Source organism: Lacinutrix sp. Bg11-31 (assembly GCF_002831665.1).
Lineage (GTDB): Bacteria > Bacteroidota > Bacteroidia > Flavobacteriales > Flavobacteriaceae > Lacinutrix.
Window position 1 is genome coordinate 1,406,846 of sequence record NZ_CP025118.1, and the last position, 21,978, is coordinate 1,428,823.

At 32.0% G+C, this 21,978-nt stretch carries 12 protein-coding genes; all 12 read right to left on the reverse strand.

Annotated elements, in window-relative coordinates; translation table 11 throughout:
- Positions 1-20 precede the first annotated feature (20 nt).
- The gene (locus CW733_RS06335) at positions 21-2,378 is read right to left on the reverse strand and encodes an MFS transporter (protein ID WP_100996398.1); all 2,358 of its coding nucleotides are present in this window, start codon (positions 2,376-2,378) and stop codon (positions 21-23) included.
- A gap of 45 nt (positions 2,379-2,423) precedes the next feature.
- Positions 2,424-3,911, reverse strand: a complete 1,488-nt coding sequence (locus CW733_RS06340; RefSeq protein ID WP_100998709.1) for a glycoside hydrolase family 30 beta sandwich domain-containing protein — start codon at positions 3,909-3,911, stop codon at positions 2,424-2,426.
- 133 nt (positions 3,912-4,044) lie between these two features.
- Positions 4,045-5,286, reverse strand: coding sequence for a glycosyl hydrolase family 17 protein (locus tag CW733_RS06345; RefSeq protein WP_369806631.1), 1,242 nt, complete (start codon positions 5,284-5,286; stop codon positions 4,045-4,047).
- A 56-nt stretch (positions 5,287-5,342) separates the two neighbouring features.
- Positions 5,343-8,795, reverse strand: coding sequence for a hypothetical protein (locus CW733_RS06350; RefSeq protein WP_100996400.1), 3,453 nt, complete (start codon positions 8,793-8,795; stop codon positions 5,343-5,345).
- 160 nt (positions 8,796-8,955) lie between these two features.
- The gene (locus tag CW733_RS06355; protein ID WP_100996401.1) at positions 8,956-11,100 is read right to left on the reverse strand and encodes an immunoglobulin-like domain-containing protein; all 2,145 of its coding nucleotides are present in this window, start codon (positions 11,098-11,100) and stop codon (positions 8,956-8,958) included.
- 13 nt (positions 11,101-11,113) lie between these two features.
- Positions 11,114-11,956 (reverse strand): family 16 glycosylhydrolase, encoded by an 843-nt coding sequence (locus CW733_RS06360; RefSeq protein WP_100996402.1) that lies wholly within the window; start codon positions 11,954-11,956, stop codon positions 11,114-11,116.
- A gap of 16 nt (positions 11,957-11,972) precedes the next feature.
- Positions 11,973-13,373, reverse strand: a complete 1,401-nt coding sequence (locus CW733_RS06365) for an Ig-like domain-containing protein (RefSeq protein ID WP_232730406.1) — start codon at positions 13,371-13,373, stop codon at positions 11,973-11,975.
- 13 nt (positions 13,374-13,386) lie between these two features.
- On the reverse strand, positions 13,387-16,530 hold the full coding sequence (locus CW733_RS06370) for a glycoside hydrolase family 2 TIM barrel-domain containing protein (protein WP_100996403.1): 3,144 nt from the start codon (positions 16,528-16,530) through the stop codon (positions 13,387-13,389).
- Between the two features lie 285 nt (positions 16,531-16,815).
- Positions 16,816-19,626, reverse strand: coding sequence for a LuxR C-terminal-related transcriptional regulator (locus CW733_RS06375; RefSeq protein ID WP_100996404.1), 2,811 nt, complete (start codon positions 19,624-19,626; stop codon positions 16,816-16,818).
- A gap of 167 nt (positions 19,627-19,793) precedes the next feature.
- Positions 19,794-20,177 (reverse strand): hypothetical protein, encoded by a 384-nt coding sequence (locus CW733_RS06380; RefSeq protein WP_100996405.1) that lies wholly within the window; start codon positions 20,175-20,177, stop codon positions 19,794-19,796.
- A gap of 506 nt (positions 20,178-20,683) precedes the next feature.
- Positions 20,684-21,448, reverse strand: a complete 765-nt coding sequence (locus CW733_RS06385) for a hypothetical protein (protein ID WP_100996406.1) — start codon at positions 21,446-21,448, stop codon at positions 20,684-20,686.
- Between the two features lie 168 nt (positions 21,449-21,616).
- Positions 21,617-21,976 carry a hypothetical protein gene (locus CW733_RS06390; RefSeq protein WP_100996407.1) on the reverse strand — a complete coding sequence of 120 codons (360 nt, stop codon included), beginning with the start codon at positions 21,974-21,976 and terminating at the stop codon, positions 21,617-21,619.
- Between the last annotated feature and the right edge of the window lie 2 nt (positions 21,977-21,978).

The window sequence follows — 21,978 nt, forward strand, 5'->3', positions numbered from 1 at the left end:
CGTTTATTTTGAATACTCTTTTAGCTGTATTTTAATTTTTCATCTTTATCCCAAATTCCCCAACGTGCACCTAATTCTCCTTCAATACGAATTTTCCAAGATTCATCAAATGAAGAAAAATAGAACATTTCCACACCTTCTTTAGTTGCCCATTCTTGAGTTTGAATAAAATATTTCATGGCGTTTAATTTGGTTGGTTTTGCATTATCAATTGTCTCTCCTTGGCTTGGCCAACCAGTTTCTGCAATAATAATTTTCTTGCCGTTTGCAACATTCTGCATTAAAGCATGCATTTGTCTTAAATGTGTTAATGCTTCTTCTATAGCAAATCCCTCCCAAAATGGGTAACAGTTTGCTAAAATAATATCTGTAGCAGCCACTAATTTTGGTCTGTTATAATATTCGTAATAAGTATCTACGTAACCAACAGGTATATTTAAACCTGATAACGCTTCTTTAACCCTATTAATGTATATAATTAATTCTTCTTCAGTTAAATCACCACGCAAAAGCACTTCATTCCCAACTGCAGCAATATCAACAAATCCTTCTTTTGCAAGCTTTATTAGGGCTTCGATCTCTTTTTCGTTTCGTGCTTTGTCGTTACTAATCCAAGCACCAACCATTGCTTTTTTGTTATTATTATGTGCTGCTTCTGGGATGAGTTCGTTTCCTTCAATACATGAGAATGATCGAACCCATTTTATATAAGGTGAAATTACCTTTGTACGACGGTAAATTTGTTCTGATGAGAGGATATCTCCTGCATCCTGTCCTTCAATATATGGGCTAAAACATAAACCGTTGATGCTACGCTGTAAATATGTAGAAAACAAAGATTCTATATGATTAGCGTCTTTGTTACTAAAATCGATTTCTGAATATTTACCTAATTTTAAATCGCCATTTATTCCTAATAAATTCCCTACTCCATATCCTGAAGAGATTTCTTTTGATTTTTTTTCAGCTTTACGTTTAGCTAATTGCGCACTTATTCCAACTGCTTTTTCTTCTGTAAGGTCATAATTACGCATAATCCACATGGCTGCAAGTGTACCTACTATTGGTAATCCTGAGTAGAATAATCTAATTCCTGTTACAGAAGCTTCAGAATTTACAGCATCTGGTACAAACCCTACTAACGACATAATTGCACCTGTTAATAATCCTGCTATTGCAAAACCAAACTTTACCATCCACCAATAGATGGCTCCAAAAACGCCTTCTCTTCGTTTTCCTGTATTTAATTCATCTATATCTATAACATCCGAAGTCATAGACATCATTAATGTAAATAAACTTCCAATCCCGAATGAGAAAAATGGCAATGCAAATAAAAACATATACGGTTTGCCTGGAATAAATAAAAACCAAAGCATAAGATAACCAATAACAGAAATTCCTTGAGATACCAAAAAAGCTTTCTTTTTCCCCCATGTTTTTGACATCTTAGCTACAATAGGTATTACCAAGAAAGTAGTTATTAATGCTCCTATACTACCTAATAAGGTTGGCCAAATACCAGCAGCTCCTGCGTCTCCATTAAATAAATAATATACGACGATAAAAAAAGAAAAGCCAGCAACTGTATTAAACGCATTAAAAATTAAAAATGTAGAAAAACACAATTTTCTAAAAACTGGAATTTTAAAGGCTTCTTTAAAGTTCTCTACAATTTGTTTTAAACTACCTCCAATTGTTTTTAGTGTTAAAGGTGTTAAACTTACATCATCTTTAGTTGATTTACTTTTTATAAAAACAGCAGGAACCATTGCTAAAATAGCACATGCAACAGCAACCCAAATAGCAATTGTTCTCGTGGCAACATCTGCACCACCTTCAAACCAAGAAGGATCGTACATTATGACCCAAAACCATGGTGCAATAACCCAAGCCCATTGCCCTATCCATTGCGCCACTGCCATGATATTTGTACGCTCATGAAAATCGTCACTCATTTCGTAACCCATTGCTACATAAGGCACAGAAAAAATGGTAAGCCCTAAATAAAAAACTAAAGACCAAATTAAGAAGTAAGTGAAATTATACATTAAACCATCGTCTTTATATAATTGCCACATAAGGGCAAATGAAATCCCCATAATAATAGCGCCTAAAAACACATATTGTCTACGTCTACCCCAAACAGATCTTGTATTATCTGAAATGAATCCCATTATTGGATCTGTTATAGAATCGAAAACGCGAGGCAGAAAAAATAAAATGCCCCACATCCAAGTAGGAAAACCTAGATTCTGAACTAAAACGACCATAAAAATACCCAAAGCAGCAGGAAACATTTGGTTAGCAAGCATACCGAGTCCAAAAGCAATTTTTTGACCCATTGGCACTTTTGAAGACGTTTTTGTGTTTGACATAATTTTTAGTTGTTAGTTAGGTGGCTTGTTAGTTAATACACTCAGTTAATTAGCTATCATAATTGTTTGTAAAGCTTGTGCATTTACTTTAATACTTACATTTTTATCGTTTAATACTAAAATGAAATTTTTATTCGTTTTACCTTCATTAAATACCACCAGCGCAATTGAGCCATCTGGATTTTTGGCTGCTGCAACTTGTAAGTCTTTATCTGTATTTTCTACTTCAAAAACTTCTGCTCCTGGACGCATGTATTTGCTAAAATGTGCCATTACGTAATATAATGGTGTAAAATAAACTTCGTCTGCATCTGGATCTACAATTATAGGAGCTACACACCAGTTTTTAAACCAATTTGGTCCACCTTGTCTATCTAATACCATATTCCAGTCTACCCAACCATCTACCCAATTATTAAGACAACCAATTATATCTCTAGCATACCTATTTACTGGTGCATATTTTGGATGTAAATACTTGTCTTTTTCGGAAGCCCAATCCCATCCCCAATCTGTAGCTTCTTTTTCCCAGTACCAAGTATCGTTTTTCCACATAGGTACTTGTGAATCTATACAACCTTCTGTTTCTATTAAATATTTGTTTGGCGCTTTGTTGTGTGCATATTGTAATTCTTCAGCGAAAATTTTATAGGTGCTTTCGTACCAATGTATTGCTGTTCCATCAAAATATTTTGAAGTTTCCTCGGTAGCATACATAGAGTCTACCCATTCTTTTAGACCTGCTCTGTTTTGATCGTAACCTAAAATAATTTTATTGCCATGACCATCTGCTTCTAATTTTGGACCTAAATGGTGTTGTACAAAATTGGTCATTTCGTCTGGTGTAAAATGCATACTTTCCCAATTGTTACCGTTTCCGTGTGGTTCGTTTTCTACAGTAAATCCCCAAATATCTATGTCTTCAGCTTTATAAGCATCTATATATTTTGAAAAGAACAATGCCCAAGTATCATAGTATTTTGGTAATAATTTACCACCAACCCATTCGTTATTATCTTTCATCCAAGGTGCTGCTGTCCAGGGTGAAGCAAAGATTTTAAAACCATCTTCTGATGCTGCCATAGCATCTTTAATCATTGGAATTAAATCGTCTTTGTCTTCTTTAATAGTGAAGTGTTCTAACTCCATATCATTGGCAACTGGTGAATATGAATATTGACTTAATGAGAAGTCACAAGAATTCATGTGCGTTCTGGTTAAGGAATAATTAGCTCCATCTTTTGCGAAATAAGCTTGCAGAATTGTGTCTCTATTTTTCTTACTCAAACGATTGAGTAAATAAGCCGAAGATTCTGTAAATGCTCCACCAAAACCAGTTATAGTTTGCAATTTATTGTTTGGTAAAAGCTTGATGGTATCTGTAGCTGTTTCTCCAGAGAAATTGGTGAGCTTAGTTAAATTATTTCCGCTGGCTGAAGTTTCAAATACTTCAACTTCTAATTGTTTTTCTTCGTTACTACAACTCATTGTGATTAGTAAGAGGCTATAGATGCCATATTTTAGTGCGTTCATATGATTATGTTTTAATAATAACCTATCAAGTTTTAAACCTTGACCAACTATTGTTCTTTCATTTAAAGCTTTAGATGTTATAATCAATTTGCAAAAACCTAAGAATGAAACTTATTAAACTCTCTAAGTTTTTCTATCTATTCATAATTTCATGTTTTGATGGTGGAACTAAAACCTCTTCTAAGAGTTTTTTAATGCTACCATTGTAAGTTTTAGTTATAGTATTTCCTTTTCGGGTTAAGCCTCTAAAAACACCTTTATCTACTAAATCCCAAATTGGATATTTTGCTTTTCCATCTATGGTAAATAATCCAAAATGATTTTCTGACCCTTCAGGATTATGTGCATCTTTCCACTTTTCATTAAAAGCTTCAAAATAGAAACACGAAATACCTTCTTTATCAGTCCATTCTCTCATCAACTTATAATATAAACCTTGCTTATACTCATCGGTTGCTCTAGATCCTCCATTTCCATAAAAACCATTAGAGGTACTTGCCCAACCTGTTTCACCAATATGAATAGGCTTATCTACACCTAGACTTTTTACATAATTAGAAACACTATCGTATTGCTTTTTAGAAAATTCAATAGCACGTTTCATAGCATTATCTATTTTCTCAAGTTCGGTGTGTTCATATTCAACTTCTGGAACTCCCCAAAACTGTGGGTTATAATGTGTGTTATGATATGGATAAGAATGCATAGAAATATAATCGACAGATTTAATTATATTTTCTAAATCTTCAACTTTATAGAAATCATCGGCTCCTCCCCAAGAAGCAAAGTCGTCTGAACTTGTTATCCACAAGTCTTTTGGTAATTTATCTGAAGCCTTTAAAGCTTGTAGATGCTTTACCCATTTTAAAATAATATTTGGTTGAACATAATAACTGGTTGCCCATTTTACCATAGCTTCATTACCAACAGCGATTACTTTTACAATATCTGGATATTGGTTTGCCAAAGCCACAGCTCTATCAATTTCACTTGCATTATTTGGGCTTTCGATATCATGATTAAGAGGTTGATCTGTCCATGCATTAAGGCAATCTATCCATGCGCCAAGCATTACATACATTTCAAATGTTTGATCTTCTTTTTTAAGTTCTGTAATGGCCTCTAAAAGATTAGCTGCATGTGGTAAATTTGGTTGCACATTATAAGTGCGCAACACTTTTATTCCCATTGCAGACAATAGTTTTAGATCGTTTTTAAGCTCTTTAATTAAAGGCTGACTGTCTCTTGTTGTTTCGCGGTAGCCACCATAAGAAATTGCTAAATAATCTGGGTTTCCTAATATATCTTTGGCTGTCAATTTTTTTTGGATTTTACGGGTTTGTTTGTCTTTATTATTTCGATTGCATGACATCATAGTTATAGCTATTAAAACACATAATATGATAACTTTATTAGCCATGGTCTTACTTTTTATTTTAAGTAATTTTCTTTTATTGATACTTTTATGCTTTGAACTTTACCAGAACGATTAAACACTTTTTGGCTTGTTTCTTGGTCGAGTGATAAGCTATCAAACGATTTTAAACTACCCTCTTTAAAAGTTATTTCTAATTTGTTATTTTGAGCTATTTGATACACTACTGGTACTTGGCAATACGTAAATCCTAATGATCCTTTTTCCATTTGAATATTTTTTCTTTCGTTAAAAATGTCTATGTATTCAAAACAAGCTGGTTTAGTAAAAAATTCTTCTTTTCTTAATAAACATGGGTTAAATAATAATTTTCCTTGTTTTACAACTATCCCTAATTCTCCAAAACGACTTAAAATATCTTCTTTTACTTGACCTGTCATTCCTGGCTGCTGTGCTCCTTTTCCTCCTGGAGTATGCGAATATGGATCTGTTGAAAAAGCACCATATAATTCAGGTGATTTATGTAAACCAATGCCTTCGTTTATTTCATAGAAATGTTCTAATAAATGCCCTACAACAACTTCATCTTCACCATCATTAACAGCTTTTATACAGCATTCTTGTACAGCTAATAATAATTTAGAAACCATATGCCAATATATAGACCCTAATCCTTCATAGCCATAAAATGTACCTGATCTTCCTGTAAAAGCTTTATGATTAAAAACAGCTTCAAAAGCTTGTAATATTTTTGGAGTATCAGTTTCTAAAAGCGAGTGATATTTGGTTTCTGAAAGATTTTCTAAAGCAGTAGAAACATCACTTGCATTTTTAAAATTTCCGTTGAAATGGTATTCTCCGTTCACATCTTTTTCAATGATCTGAACGTTTCCATCACTTAATAATTCTTTTAATAATTTCGAGGATAAAACAGCTTTTTCAGAGACTGTATTTCTATCTAAAAACCCTTTGAGTTCTTTATTTGGATACAACATATAACTATATTGATCCTCTCTAAAAAGTTTACTTTTCTTTAAAGCATTTAATACTTCAAGTGTTTGTTTAGCGTTTAAATATCCAGAACTTAAAACAGCAACTTGACCTTCTAACATTTCACTTAAATAAGAAATAGAAACAGAATTATTTGCATTAACAGTCATTAAATTATATGCATGATATAAATTATCTGAACGCTTGTTTGCTCTAATTGAATGCTCTAAATAAGATTTACTAATTGTAATAAAATCTTTTAACCTATCTATTGAAAGTGATACCTTTCTTCCTGTAAAAGCATGATCGTAGATATGGGTTCTATAATCACTCCCTGCTTTTCCTAAACTATCTAATATTATTTTTTTATCAGTATCGCAAATTGATCCTGACAATAAGCTCTTGTTACTTTCAAAGGTTTCTAATACGCTGTTGAAGAAGTCAAATATTTCATTAGAAATTTCTACTTCGACGACATTTGTTTTAGCAAGTAAATCTTCAAAGAAATCGAAAAATCTTCGTAAATAATAAAGCGTAACCATAGATACTCCATTACCTACCAAAGCATTGTTAGCATCGTTCCATTCTGGACGTTGCGTATTCATCCAAATCCCTCCCTCAGGAATAAAGTTTGATAACTTCGCTAATGACGTTGCTAATATTTTTTCTACAAAATTTGCTTTGATAATAAATCTATTTTCATCTCTTAGCAATGCACCGTCTGCTCCTAATTGTTCGCGCTCTTCATGAATTTTATAATCTAAGGCATCGTCAAAAACGATAGTATCTTTAGGGTTTTTTAATAAGTCTTTGTATGGCTTTATCTTATATGGCACATTAGCATAGACAAATAAATCTTTTGTAAAGAAACTTTCTAATTTACCTGGTTTGTGGTTATTAATAAACTCTAAAAACTTAAGCAAATAAATAATTTGATGATCTCCCCAATAACCAATATAAGACCAAGGATCGTCTGGTTCAATAGTTTCCCAATCGAAACCACCTTTGGTTACACGATACGGATTATAACCATCAAAAGTAGTCGCATTCAAAAATTTATGAATCATACTTTCAATAAACTCTGGGTATGAGTGCGCTAATGCTTCCCAATTCTGGAAAATATCACGCCAGTTTCCTTCATAATCTAAAATTTTAGATCCATCAATTTCACTTCTTGTATTAATAGAAAATTTATTCCAAGGACGACTTGGGTCTCCATGACGTCTACTAAATTTTAATGGCATATACTCTAAACACAAACGTCTAAAGTTTTTATCTTCATTATTATATGCTATTTTTTTAATTTCTGATAAAGAGAATACCTCTGGTAGCGTATTTAATATACTTTCTGATGTTCGCGCTACTTTTTTATTTGCATTGACAAGATAATTCTTGAAATCCCATTTTTCAATTTGATAATTATCATCAAAAATCCCACCACGCATGATGTTGAATAATGTATTCGCAAAATGACGTGTATCTTTTAAACTATCTGCTGAAACTTGAATACCATCTGAAGCAGCATTTAGCTCGACAAGACGTTTGGTTCCAAAGGCTATATTCTCATTAATTTTATCAATTAATGTGTTATCTTCTCTTATTTGTTTTGACAAAAATGCAATATCAGAATGATTTTGATTTACATTGGCAACAAACGTCCATTCCTTAGATGAATCTGCCAATAGTTCAATTTCTGTAGACACAAAATAAGCACCTTTTTCCGCTTTTACATCTACCTCCTGCATTACAGGTTGACCTGATCTAAAATTGTTAAGTTGCAATGAAGATAATAGGTGTTTTGGGTTATCTAAACCTAAACACCAAACTACATTGGCTTTTAAAGCTTCGCTTGCTTCTGCTTTATCAACAAGAATTGCACTAAGCGCATAAATTCCAAGTCCAGTAGCTACTTCTAACTCATTACGTTTGTATGCATCCACCAAATTACTAGATTGATTTTGAATATCACTACCAATGCTAGCTGGCATTATATTTTGAATACCGTCCAAAAGAGTCACACTTACAGACGTTTTTGAAGTATTAATTAATTTAGACTTTTTCACAAAGCCAAAGGTGTTACTTGAACTCCATTGGTATCTAAATGTTAATTCTAAATCATGATTAATTTCTTCAAAAATAATTTTGTTACCATATCTGTTTTTGTATATGTTTTGAGTTGTACGATATCTACCAAGTGATCTAATAGCTAATGGTTCCCACATAAACTCTTGATCTTCTTTTTTAACTTTGAAGATCGATTTGTTACCAGTTATATCTGCAGACTCTGTAATTTTATCATCTGTATAATATGGAAATAATGCATATTCAGAATTTTTACGTCCCGCAGTTAAACCACCGTTACTAGATATAAACATCCAATGATTAGAGTCACTTACGATACTCATGAAAAAAGGACGCATTTCATCGTTATTAGAAATCTTAAAATAGGTTTCTTTATCAATGGTTACTTGTGTCATTGATATATTAGCTTTTTCTAAATTATTTATTACTTGTTCCATTAGCAATATATTCTCCTTTTAGGTTGATTAAATAAAGACTTTACTTTGTTTTTACACAAAAAAAAACACGGTCCTAACACAAATTAAGACCGCATTAATATTTAATTAATTATTCAATATTTATAGTTTTAAATCGCAGTTAAAGAATTATTCGTACAGATTAATTAAAAGTGATGTTATCAAAATATACTACGTTATCTGATGATCTTGCAGCATCAAAATCAGGAAAAACAACTATTTGATCAATATTTGTAGAGCCATCTAGTCCATTTCCTATACGTCCAGTAAAATCAAATGTTAATTCTTCCCACTGATTAATAACGGTATTTGATACTTTAATCTCTTCTTGAGCTCCTCCAGCAGGATTTACTAATTTAATTCCAACATCGCTAATTATCGTTTTATAAACCATAATTTTAATAATAGCATTAGAAGAAGATAGATCCCATGTTATACCCATTTCTCCATGCGCTGTTTCAGTTCCAACCCATGGCGCACCTGCTTGTAATGCTGTGATTTTTGCAACAGAAGTAGATGTGTTTATTCCTGAAGCGTCAGGATTATTTACAAATTCTAATGGTGCATTACCAACATTTTCAAATACATTCCAAGCCCAGTTAGCTCCAAATCCAGTAGACTCAAAATCAATTGTTTGTGTAAGGTCGTAAGTACCACCACCACCACCGCTTCCGCCAGTACCAAGGTTTAATTTTAAATCATCGAAATAATACGTATTTGTATTTGCAGGCCCTTCTAAATCGAAGAATATTACAAGTTTATCATATTTATTACTATCTGAAGCACCAAATGGAATCGTTAATTCCTCCCATGCGTTTGTGCTAGTTGTACTTATAGTAGAAGCTACTTCTGTATTTATATTACCATCAGCCGTATCTTCTAACTTAAAAGTCACTTTATAACCCGAGACTGGTGAAAATACTTTGACAGTGAAATTAGAACCGTTTGTAAACGTAATTTTATCTGCAAAGTCAATCTGTATATTATCCCAAGACTCTACACCTAATTTGGTTACTTTACCTACTTTACAAGAATTATTTACGGCAGTACTAACATCTGGGTTATCAACATACTCATAAGTAGCATTATCTTCAATAAACGTTACACCACTACCTGCAGCTGCCGGATCACTCATAAAAGTTATATTAATGTCTGCTGTATTTAATGACTGTGATGTTTCTGGCACACAAGAACCTCCTGTTCCTGAACCTGTTCCATATACCATTAAATCATCAAAGTAATATGTACTAGCATCTGCTACGTTAAAATTGAAGAAAATCACCATCTTATTAAATTGCGGTGTTGTTGTTGCTTCAAAATCAAAAGTTAATTCTTCCCAACCATTAACTACAGTTGTAGTAGCAAGTAGTTCTACGGAATTTCCAGCGTTACCAATTTCTTCTAATTTCAATAAAACTGGTGTATTTGATACAGGAGACCAAACTTTCATTTTTACACCTTCAGAGGCAATAAAATCTAATTTATCTGTTAAATCAATTTGTATATTATCATAAGGAGAGTTATTAGCTCTTATTACCTGACCTACTTTGCATGAGGTGTTTAATGGATCGGCAGCATCTGGATTATCTATCCAAGTAAATGTTGCATTATCTTCAACTACAGCAGGCGTATTCGTTTGAAAAGTGATATTTAAATCTACTGCTGCTATTGATTCTGAAGTTTCTTGAGTACATACTATAGTAGTAACATTAACTGTTCTAGTAACTTGTATCGCTTCATTGCCTTGAGTATCCATTACATCATAAGTAATGATATAACTACCTTCTACAGCAGTATCAACGGTATCACCACCAACAACAATACTTGGTGTAATATCTCCATCTACATCATCAAGAGCTGTTGCTCCCGGATCTGTAAAAGCATCTCCTAAAGTTACATTCATTGTTGCATCTCCTATTAAGGTAATTAAAGGGATTTCAGCATCTAAAAAGATTATTGTGTCTGAATAAGTATCAGAAGCACCAGCAGAATTTGAAGCAGTAAGAACAATGGTATACGAACCATTATTAGCGAATTTTTTTATTGGATTCACCTCTGTTGAAGTTGATTCTTCCGCTAGAGTAGTTTGATCTCCAAAGGCCCATGAATATCTTGTAGCTTTTGTAGATGTATTAATAAAAGTAACTGTTCTGGTATTAAAATCGATAGTATGTGTAAAACCTGCTACTATTTGAGGTAACGCATCATCATCTTCATTACAACCTAAAAAAGATAAGGCTAATACTAGTATTAAAATACTTTTAGTTTTGTTAAATAATTGTTTCATAATTCTTATTTTTTTAGTTACTAATATTTTTATAAACTCTTACGTAATCTACTAACATGGTTTGTGGAAATACTGTTTCTGTATTTGGATAGCCAACATAATTCCCACCTACTGCTAGGTTAATAATAATGAAAAACGGCTTATTAAACACCCATTCGCCAGTGACATCTTCTGGTGTAATTTGGTTGTATAATACGTCATCCACATAGTAATTAATATATTCTGGTGTCCACTCTATGCCAAATACATGAAAACCTGTATCGAAACGGTCATTTTCTAAAGTGTAAGATTTTGTTATAGCTTCACCAGCTGAATAACCCGGTCCATGAACAGTTCCATGAACTGTAGTTGGTTCTTGTCCTCGATATTCCATGATATCTATTTCTCCACATTGCGGCCAAATAACTTCGTCACAATCCTCTCCAAGTAACCAAAAAGCTGGCCACATACCTTGACCATATGGTAATCTTATACTTGCTTCAAAACGACCATAAGCCTGATCGAATTTACCTTCTGTTAAAAGTCGTGATGATGTATAAGAAGATCCATTATATTGTTCCTCTTTTGCTGTAATTAACAAATAGCCATTTTCTACTTTTACATTTTCTGTACGATCTGTATAATATTGAAGTTCATTATTTCCCCAACCATTTTCGCCATTACCTATGTTGAAATTCCAAAGTGCATTATTAGGTGCTCCATCAGTATTAAACTCATCTTGCATAACAATCTCTGTAAAGTTTGCTACAGTTTGTTTTTCGTTTGTTGAACAACTTGTAATTGCTAAAAACAACATTGCTATAAAAAACATAGAAATCGTTTTCAATAGATCTTTTTTATAATTGATTTTATTCATCTTTTTATATTATTAATTATTCGTAGAAATAAACGTTATCTAAATAAAAATCAGTTAACGTGGCAAAATTAATATTCTCATATATAATAAGCCCTAAGTGATCTCTATCAGCCAAGGTTATAGGTAAATCTAATGAAACCCATGTGTCTGCTTGAACATCAGAAGCACTTATAAATATTTGTTGTCTAGTATCATCTGTGCCTCCATCTACTCCGTCAGGCCCAAAATCTACAACCGAGATTAGAAAGTCAAATAATGATGGTAATCCATCTGGTATATAAATATCTACATGTAAAAAATTCATATTCGTTGCATCTATAGTTGGATTAGCAAATTGAGTCCCTACGAAATTAAAGTTTGAATACCCTAAAATATTATCGCCACTTGCTATAAAATCTGCAGACGTTGTTGTTTGGAAAGGTTCCCAAAATCCATTATAAAAATCTACAGGTACATTAGTGTAATGGTCACTAAAAATAGAAATTACAGTGTTTGGATCTCTTGTAGGTGTTGGAGCTAAATCAAAACTACCTGCCGAATTAACTGTTAAGGATCCTTCTGCCGGAACTCCGTTTATACTAGCCGTAATTACCGCACTACCTTCACCAACTATAGTTACTATACCTAACTCGCTTACTAATGCTACATTTGTATTTGAAGAGGTAAATGTAAAATAGGAAGGTGCAGCACTTACTGTTTGGTTAACACCTGACCCTAAATTAAAGGTTTGTGTTAAACCTGTTAAAGGAATTGGTGCTCCTAAAAATGCAGTTTGCACAATATCTTGACTATTAAAAATAGCTGGTCTTGGTTGCGCAATATTACCTAATTTTTCATATTTTAGTTCGTCAATCCAAAAAGTGTAACCACCTTCATCATCAGCATTTTCTGCACCTTCTGCATACCAAAACATTCCACCTGCCTCTATTAATTTTGAAGGATCAGGTATTGGTATAATATATTTAGTCCAAACTGTTGATATTTGTAAATTTTGAACAGTAACTTGATATTTATTATCTGTATTGCCATCGATACCAAAACCAATTTCGTTAATATCTGCACCTTGAGACGCTTTTGCCCAAAATGTTAATGCATCGAAGCCAGATAAATCTCGTGGTCCTAAACTTGGAAAAGTTGCTCCTCCATAATTAACTCCAAAACTAGGTATATCGAATCGCATAGATGCTGATCCTTGATACGTTTCGTCTTCCTCTACAGAAAAAGCCTCTAAAAAAGAACCTGTAAAAGGAAAGTAATCTAAACCTCCAACAAACCCATCAATAAAAACATCTCCATTTGTAGGATATGTTGCAAATTCTACATCGCTTGACGGCTCTCTTTCGCAACCTAATATTGAGATGAAAAGAAGTCCAAAAAAGGCTGCTTTTTTTAAAAAAGTATATGTTCTATTTTTCATATCTATTTGCTTTTTATTTTCCAATGTTAATATGTATGTATGTTCTAATTTCCCATTCGCTACCATTACCAAACCCAACTGGACTTAATATAGGTGAAGTTGAAAACTCTGAAGCTGTGTTATTAGGAGTGTATCTAGGCGAATATTCGTCTAGCGAACGCCAAGTTCCACGAATTCCAATTTTTGTATCTGGCAAAACAAACCAGCCTGGCTTACCTAATGTTGTAGATATATCTAACATTGTTTGTAATGGATAGGTAAGGTTGTAATCGCGATGATAATCAAATGGTCCCCAATCGTTTAATTTAAGTTCGTGAACAATTTTTATTTTTTTATAGATAACTCTAATATCTCCTCCAAAACGATTGATCAATCTTTCGTCGCTTCCGTTTGCTTGTCCGTTACCTGTATAAAAATTTGCTATAAGTCCTAAATCTGGACTTACCTTAGAAACTATTCTGGTATTTATTTCCCATAAATCTTCGGCTGGTGCAGCATTAGGGAAGGCAAATGCTGTTCTATTGGCTAAAAAGCCAATTGCAGCATCTTGAGCAGTTGGGTGGTGACGATATACAAAACCAAGATTCATTGCAAATTTAGCATCCTCTGCTCTATCATTATCCCATTCGTACATCCAAGTTCCTGGTGTTGGATCGTAAGTCAATAAAAGTTCTCCTGCAGTTGTTTCTCTATTTGCTCTAACGGCAAATGGATCGTCTTGAATATTTCTTAATCTACCTGTTCCATTAACATCGTTAGGCATTGCTGCAACAATTGGTTTTTGCCATAAAAAATTTGGAGCTATTTGAAAATTACCAAAAGAATAAGTAAATCCAGAAAGGAAGTTTGTTTGATTACCACTTCCTGAATCCTTTAGTCTCCAACCAGTAAATGTTTGTGTTTGGTCTCCACCTCCATTAGCAACTAATCCCATTACAGATCCTTGGCCATACCAATTAAATCGTCCTTTTTGGTAGGTTAGTTTTGCTTTGGCTCCCCAATTATCTTCGTTATTAATTTTATCTGTATAAATTATATAATTACCAGATTCTCCTTCTGCAAACTGAAATTCTCTGCCATTTAAAGGTTGTCCTCCCCAAATACCACCTAATTCTACTCCTATATTACCAAAATCCCTTTTTACATGTAATGTTGCTCTACGTGTTTTTGGTAATGGTACAGCTATAGAAGTTACAGCTTCACCTACATCATCAATATCTTCATGATACACTCCTGTAACATCATATTTCCCAAATGTTTTACTATATTTTAATAGAAACGCAGGATTGGCTCCCCACCACAATTGTGGCCCGAAAGCTGCTTTTAATCCTTTTAATCCTTTTTTAGCATCTATTTCTATACCCGAAATTTCTCCATTATAGATATCTAAATTTGGTCCGTAATTTGCTTCTGGATATAAACCGAAGAAATCTCCTTCGTAACCCCAATGATAGTGTCCTGTTCTATAAAAACCTCTAACATCTGCTTCTTTACCATTCCACTCGAATTCTGCATTATAAACTTGTAATCTATTTAAATCGCTAAGATTAAGATTACCATCGTCTGTATTTACCGATCTTGACTGTCCTCTATTCTCATAAAAGATTTCATCTATAGGATTAGTTGCTACATTACCTAGAATATTAACGTTTACATTTGCTCTCATGTTTGGAGCAGGATTTGCTTCTACACCAATATAATAAGATTGCATATGATCGAATCCTAATTGACTTGGAGACGCATTTGGGTTTTCTGGATCTTGATTATCTGGTGTTGTTAATAAAGAACCACCTGTATTATAAGTTGTAAATTCTGCTCTTAGATTACTAAGTTTGATTTTATCGCTACTTGCTCCTTTTAAAGCTGCTTTATCACCACGCGCTCTTAAAACGGCGTCCATTAAATTAATATTATTAAAATGATTACTGATAAAATCTTGATCTACACCATCTATATATGGATTAATTTGATGCGCTTCTTTTAAAGAGTAATATGCAGCTCTTGGATATAAATCATATAAACCTCTATCGTTTGTTTGCCCTTTAGCACAGATACCAAACCACTCTTCATTCATGTTATTTTCTCCTGGTGCTAAATCTCTTGAATATCCACCATTTGCCCACGAAGCATTGTTATCGTGAACCTCTAAGTTTTTTGTTTGTCCATATTTCCACCAACCATCACTAAACTGAAAAGTAAAACCTCCAATTGAGTTTCCTGATTTACCTAAACCAGCAGCATTCTCGTAAATCTCTCTCCAATTACCAACCATATAATAGGCTTGCGATTCTTGATCTTCATCATTATTTATAGCATTAAATGCATCAGCTCCAAATTCTGTAAAAAGAATAGGTTTATTTAATTTGTTTTTAACCTCTTCAAAAGCATCACCAAAAGAAACACCTCGATACATGTTTGTTCCATAAATGTCTACATCTTTACATTCTTCAGCTACAATATCTGAAAACAATAAATCTCCGTTACATATTGCAACTGGATGCGAACCATCTATAGATTTTATTTTCAATGCAGCATCATTCATTAGCTTATACATTGGTCTTCCACGCTTTTCGCCAACAGCTTTTCTTTTTTCTTCTTCATCTGGAAAATCTTCAGTTTCTGCACCTGCCCAAAATAAACCGTAATTATTTTCGTTTCCTAATAGAAACATTAATAAACCTGGAGTGTTTTTATATTGTTCGGCAAGTTCTGTTACTTCATTCAACAACATCGCTTGTGTTTTCTGGTCTCTATAATCTGTTACAGGAACCCAAACCCCATCTATGGTTAAACCATAACGACCAAAAGAATGATTAAGCATGGTGTGAATACCATAATTTTCGTAGATATATTTAATCCATTTTGGTTGCACTCCTGTATATTGACGAATTGCATTAACTCCCATATTTTTAAGAAGTCCCATTTCTTTATCTAGTGCAGCTTTTATAACATCGTCTGATTGTTTCCATAAACTATATGAATAATTTTTACCAATTGGAACATAGCCCCAATTCATTCCATTAATCATGAAGTCCTCTCCATTAACTACTAATTTCATACCGTCACTATTCTTTTGAACAGTTACTTTATCTGCCTGAGCAAATACCGATGATGCAGAAATTAAAATTAGAATAATTCTAAAAATGTTCTTCCTCATATGTATTGTTTTTTAGTTTGGTTTTTAGCCATATTAGATTTAAAATTAAAAACTGTGCTTTTATTGAACGTAAATTTAACTTTATTAGTTGCTGATTTGCCAAAACATACCGCTACAAAAAACATACATCGCAAAATAAAGAGTAAAATATTGCGAATTCAGCACCGTACATTAGAAACAATGCGACTTTTAGAGTATCGAAAATGTTTAAATATTTTTATAAAATCATTTACAAAATGATAATGTTGTGGTAATGTATAGGTGCTTTGGCTTAGTGTTGTGTACTTATAACTCGATGATGTAGTTCGCTAAGCTTGTTTCGTGAGGTAAATTCATTTTCTTTCGTAAACGATAACGTTTTACTTCAACACTTCTTGGAGAGATATTTAGCAAAGGTGCTATTTCTTTAGAAGATAGATTTAATCTAAGATACGCACATAATTTAAGATCATTTGGTGTTAATGTACTGTGTACTGTTTTTAATTTTTTAAGAAAATCTTTATCAGCATTATTAAAGGCTTCTTGAAAAAACTTCCAATCGTCTGTAGTGTTTATATTTTTATCAATTATTTTAATTACAGACTTAATATTAGCATCAGAACCTTTACTGTTTAGTTCCGTTTTAATACTATTTAAGAATTCGTTCTTTTTAATCAAACTCATAGTAGCTATAGCAAGCTCCCTGCTTTTACTTTCTATGTCTTGATGTAATTGTTGGTTTTTAAATTGCATTTGCTGTTGCTTATTTTCCAACTCTTTATGCTCTAAATCTCGTTGAGCTTTACTTAATATTTTCTCTCTTTGTCTTTTATGATAGTTATTAAAAAAATAATGCAACAAAAGGATTAATAAAATAGCACTAAGAACATAAATTATAACTGCAACATTAGAAGCATACCAAGTTTTGTTGATATAAAATTGATAGGTTGAAGTGTTTTTTGAAACATTTTCACCTACTCTCGCTCTAACATTAAAGGTGTAATCTCCTGATGGTAAATTTTTATATAACACTTTAGGTTCTGTGGTCCAATCGCTCCATTCGTTATATATCCCAAGCAATTGATGCTGATATTCTGTAACCTTAAATTTATTAAACTGAGTTAAGCAGTAAGTAAACTCAATATTGTTTTCATAAGGTTCTAAATCGGCAGATTCTAATATACTTAAAGATTTAGATTTACCATTAGACTTACTGCTTGCTATGGTTTTTAATGCAATAGTTTCTTTTGTATTTTCAAATCTATTTATATCAAAAATTAAGTACCCAGAATTGGTGCCAAAAAGATATTTACTACCATTAACATGAATAATATTCTCATAACTAATTACACTATTCCTAAAACTTGTGGGTAATGCAATTTCTTTAATCTCTGGCTTGTTTGATAGTTTCCCTGGCTTTACATGAATAATATCAGTTTTTGTAAATCCCCAAAGTGTGTTAGATTCTAAATCGTGAATTAATTTACCAGACGTATAGTTTTCCGGCTTAAAAGATCTGCTTATTAAGCTGTCAATCAAGAACTTGTCTTCATTAAAATTATACTTATAAAAGCCTTCTCTAAACACATAATACACACCATTATTATACTTAAACAAACTAGAATGCAACCCTTTACTAACCGATTTAATATCTATGGTTTTAACATTTGTAAAAGCATCATCTACATCAATTTTATATACACCTTTGTATTCGTGATTAACAAAAATAGTTGTACTATCAACTAATTCGAAAAAACGCGAAGAAATATCGAAACCTTCAATTTTATTTTTAAAACTCCAAACACCATTTTCTTTTTCAAGAATATTTAAACCATTATAATTACCTTGTAATAGTAAGTTAGGTTTTCCTTTAATAGTTTTTATAGACCACGTCCCTTTAGCATTTGAAATGTTTTTAGCCTGATTTCCTACTATTAAATAAGTACCAGAATTATGACCACAAAACAATTGTTTGTCTATTATTTGTAAACACCAAACTTGACCTTGAGTACCTTCAATAAAACGAAATGATTGCGTTGCATTATTAACGTCTCTATAAAACAAACCTTGATTTGTACCTAAATACAAATTGCCGTTATATATTGCTGAAGCATAAACGGAACCTAATTGTCCTTTAGAATCATAAAATATCTTTATTGGAGATTTACTATTAATACAATTAATACCATTATCTAAACCTAGCCAGATGTTACTATCTACATCCTCGAAAACAGAAAGCACAGTATTATTACTTAAGCCTAAATTTTGATTTATTTCATGTACTAATTCTCCATTTTTATCTAATATAATAACTCCGTTAGAAATGGTCCCAAAAGCAAATCCACCATCTTTAAGTTTAATACTACTATACAAGCTATAGTTAGACAATGTTTTATTAATCTCTTTATCCCATGGAGATAAAGTGCCTTTGTAAAATTCGAAAACACCTTTGTTTTCTGTTTGTACCAAAAGTTTACCTTGATAACTAAAAATATTTATTATACTATTTTCTCTTACACTATTATGGTCAATAAAAATAGATTTCTTGCCATTAACAATTTTATAAATACCTATGTCTAGGTCTTGAAAATAAATAGCATTATCTACTTTAAACAGTTTGGTTATAGTAGATTCTGATTCTATTATTCTAAAACTCTCATCTATAGTGTTATAAATATAAATTCGATTTAAAGAACTAAACAGCAGCCAATTATCTAAATTTATTATTTGCCAAAACTGTTCGTCTTCTATTAAAGAAAATTGTTTATTCTTAGAAAGTGAAGTGTATTCTAAAATGCCAAAGTTGTTTTTTAACCAAAAACCGAACTCCATATAGCAACCTGTATAAATTTTATTACCAACAACTTTTACTGAGCGTAAAATAGTTTCATTTGGAGAGTTATACCTTGTCCATTTAGCACCATTATATTCTAAAAGACCAACATTGTTAGCAACATATATTGTTTTGTCTTGCGCTTGAGAAATTGCCCAATTCTGGCTCTCACCATTATATTGTTGTGGTGTAAATACATTTATTGGTGGTAATTCTTGAGCTTCTAATTGATGAAAAAACAATACAGAAGTCAGTAATAATGATATATAGTGTTTTAAATACATAACAGAGTGTTGTTATGCAATATACAACTTTGTATGGTTATTAATTAATGAAATTAAATAACCATACAAAAATCATAATTAAATTTAAAAAAATGTTGGATTTAATTAATCCAACATTGAGAATCTATATACTTAAAAACTCTTATTAATCTCAATTAAGCTAAAAATTAGTCGCGTTTAAACTTTTTAAGCAACGTGTAATACTGGTTTTTAAAAGCACTAAAATCTTCAATTAATAAGATATAACTCTCTCGCTTTTGTTCGTGAACTTTTAGTCGGTTTAAATCGTATTCTGTTTTACTATATTCAAGTTCTGTATTAAGTTCTTGCTTATACTTACAAAAACATGCCATTAACATTACATTTTTTCTACGCATTGCAAGAATTGCACTAGAAACCGAAACGTTTTTTAATAGTTGTTTTTCTATCACACTTAAGTGATCTAGTTCTGTATTAAAAGCTTCCAAAACGTTATGCAAAGAACATAACTCGTTTAAATCCTTTTTAATACAAAGCCTTCTGTGTAAATCTATTTTATGTAATGTTACCAAATTAATGCGTTTAGTTTAAACTAATTAGCTTTTCACAAAAGCAAATTTGCCTTGTATGTTACTAAAAAACTCATCTTTAAGCTTTCTATATTTATCTAAATGGTATAGGTAGTTTCTTCTATAGCTTTCGTGCTCAGTAATGTAAACCATATCACACTCTGTATCTTCACATTCTACAATATTAGATCTGGAGTTTGAATACTTTTTAAGAGCATTAAAAAGTGCTTCGTTTTCTATCTCTTTTTTTTCGAATCGTACAATAGTACTATTGTTATTTTCACTTTCATAATAATTGTAAATTATTAATATCTACAAATTTACTTTTACTTATTATACAGTGAATAAAAAATCTATAAAGTATTATTATAATACTATTTAAGATTTATATAAACATCTTTTTAGGATATAAAAACACAAAAAACGTATTATAAAAAAAGAGATCGAAACTACATCTTTTTAGGTATGCAATTTCGATCTCTTTTAATATAACTTTGGAATATGTTCTCTTATTTAATATACTTCGTCAGTATCTTATTAAGAAGTCTTACGTCTTTATCCTTTTCACGACTTAAGTTCTTTTTGTTATCACATTCGAATAAAGAATAATCGATTTCAATTAAATTGATGCTCTTTTTTTCAAGAATATCTCTTCGTCTTTTATTGTATCTTATTATTTGTTCTCCTCTTGTAATACCACTTACTGTCATAACATTTAGCTTTTCTAAATGCGCTTCGGTATTGTTTTGCTTTTCTAAAAACTCGATTACTAAATTAGCATCTTCGTAATAGGCTGCTAAAGGTAGTTTTGTTCGTGTCTTTCCTTTTTTATGCATATCTCCTAATAAACCTGCAAAAGTGTGCTTACGTGAGGCTTTCTCTTTAAGCAACTCGTCGCAAAGGTCCAAGATGTAGAATTCATCGCTGTTTTCTCTTAGCTCTTTAGATCTGTCTTTTTTAGAGACCGTAACTATAGCTTCATTTTCTGTAAACTCAGCGCCTTCTCTTACTAAATACCAATACACAGCAGTTTCTATTCTTTGTGCATGAACAGATGGTATTGTATCTAGTTTGTTTTCTTTATCTAAAGCTCTTAGTACTTTTCTAAGTGGTAAGCCTTTTTTATTATCCTTTGTAAAAACACCTGCTTCAATTAAAGCTGGCATAATATCTTTTACAGGAATCCAATCCTTTTTTGTATTTGTATTAAAGTAATTTTCTACTACTTTATTTATTTGGGTTACTTTATCTTCTTTACTTTCCCTTTTCTCCATAATTGTTACTTTTATATTAATTGTATTGACTACAATTAAAAACGGCTGCAAGATAAGTCTATATTATTTTGATGTAATTATAGTTCGCGTTTAATTTATAAACTTAGTATTATATTTATGTTATAATAAAACGAGTAACCGATTTCTGGATGTACACTAAATCTTATATTAATTAGCGGCTTCCTTTTGAGAACCAATTCTAAAACAACGCTCCTCGCCTAGATATAATGGATTACCATGTTTCTCAGACCAAAAACCGTCTAGAATATCTTTAGTAATGCATTTGTACACCACAACACCTTTGTAAACAAGCCCATCGTCTCCTTTGTAATTAAAATTAATAACCAAAATGTTATCCTTAAAGAAGCCTGTTCCAAATTGCTCTTGGTTGTTGTTTATGGTCCACTTGGCGTTTATTCTATTGTTTTCGTTTAACGTTAACTCTAGTGTGCCTTTGTAGCTTGCTGCTGCTTGGTCTTGGTTGCTTCCAACAATACTAAACTCACCTATTAACTCCTTTATATTCATTC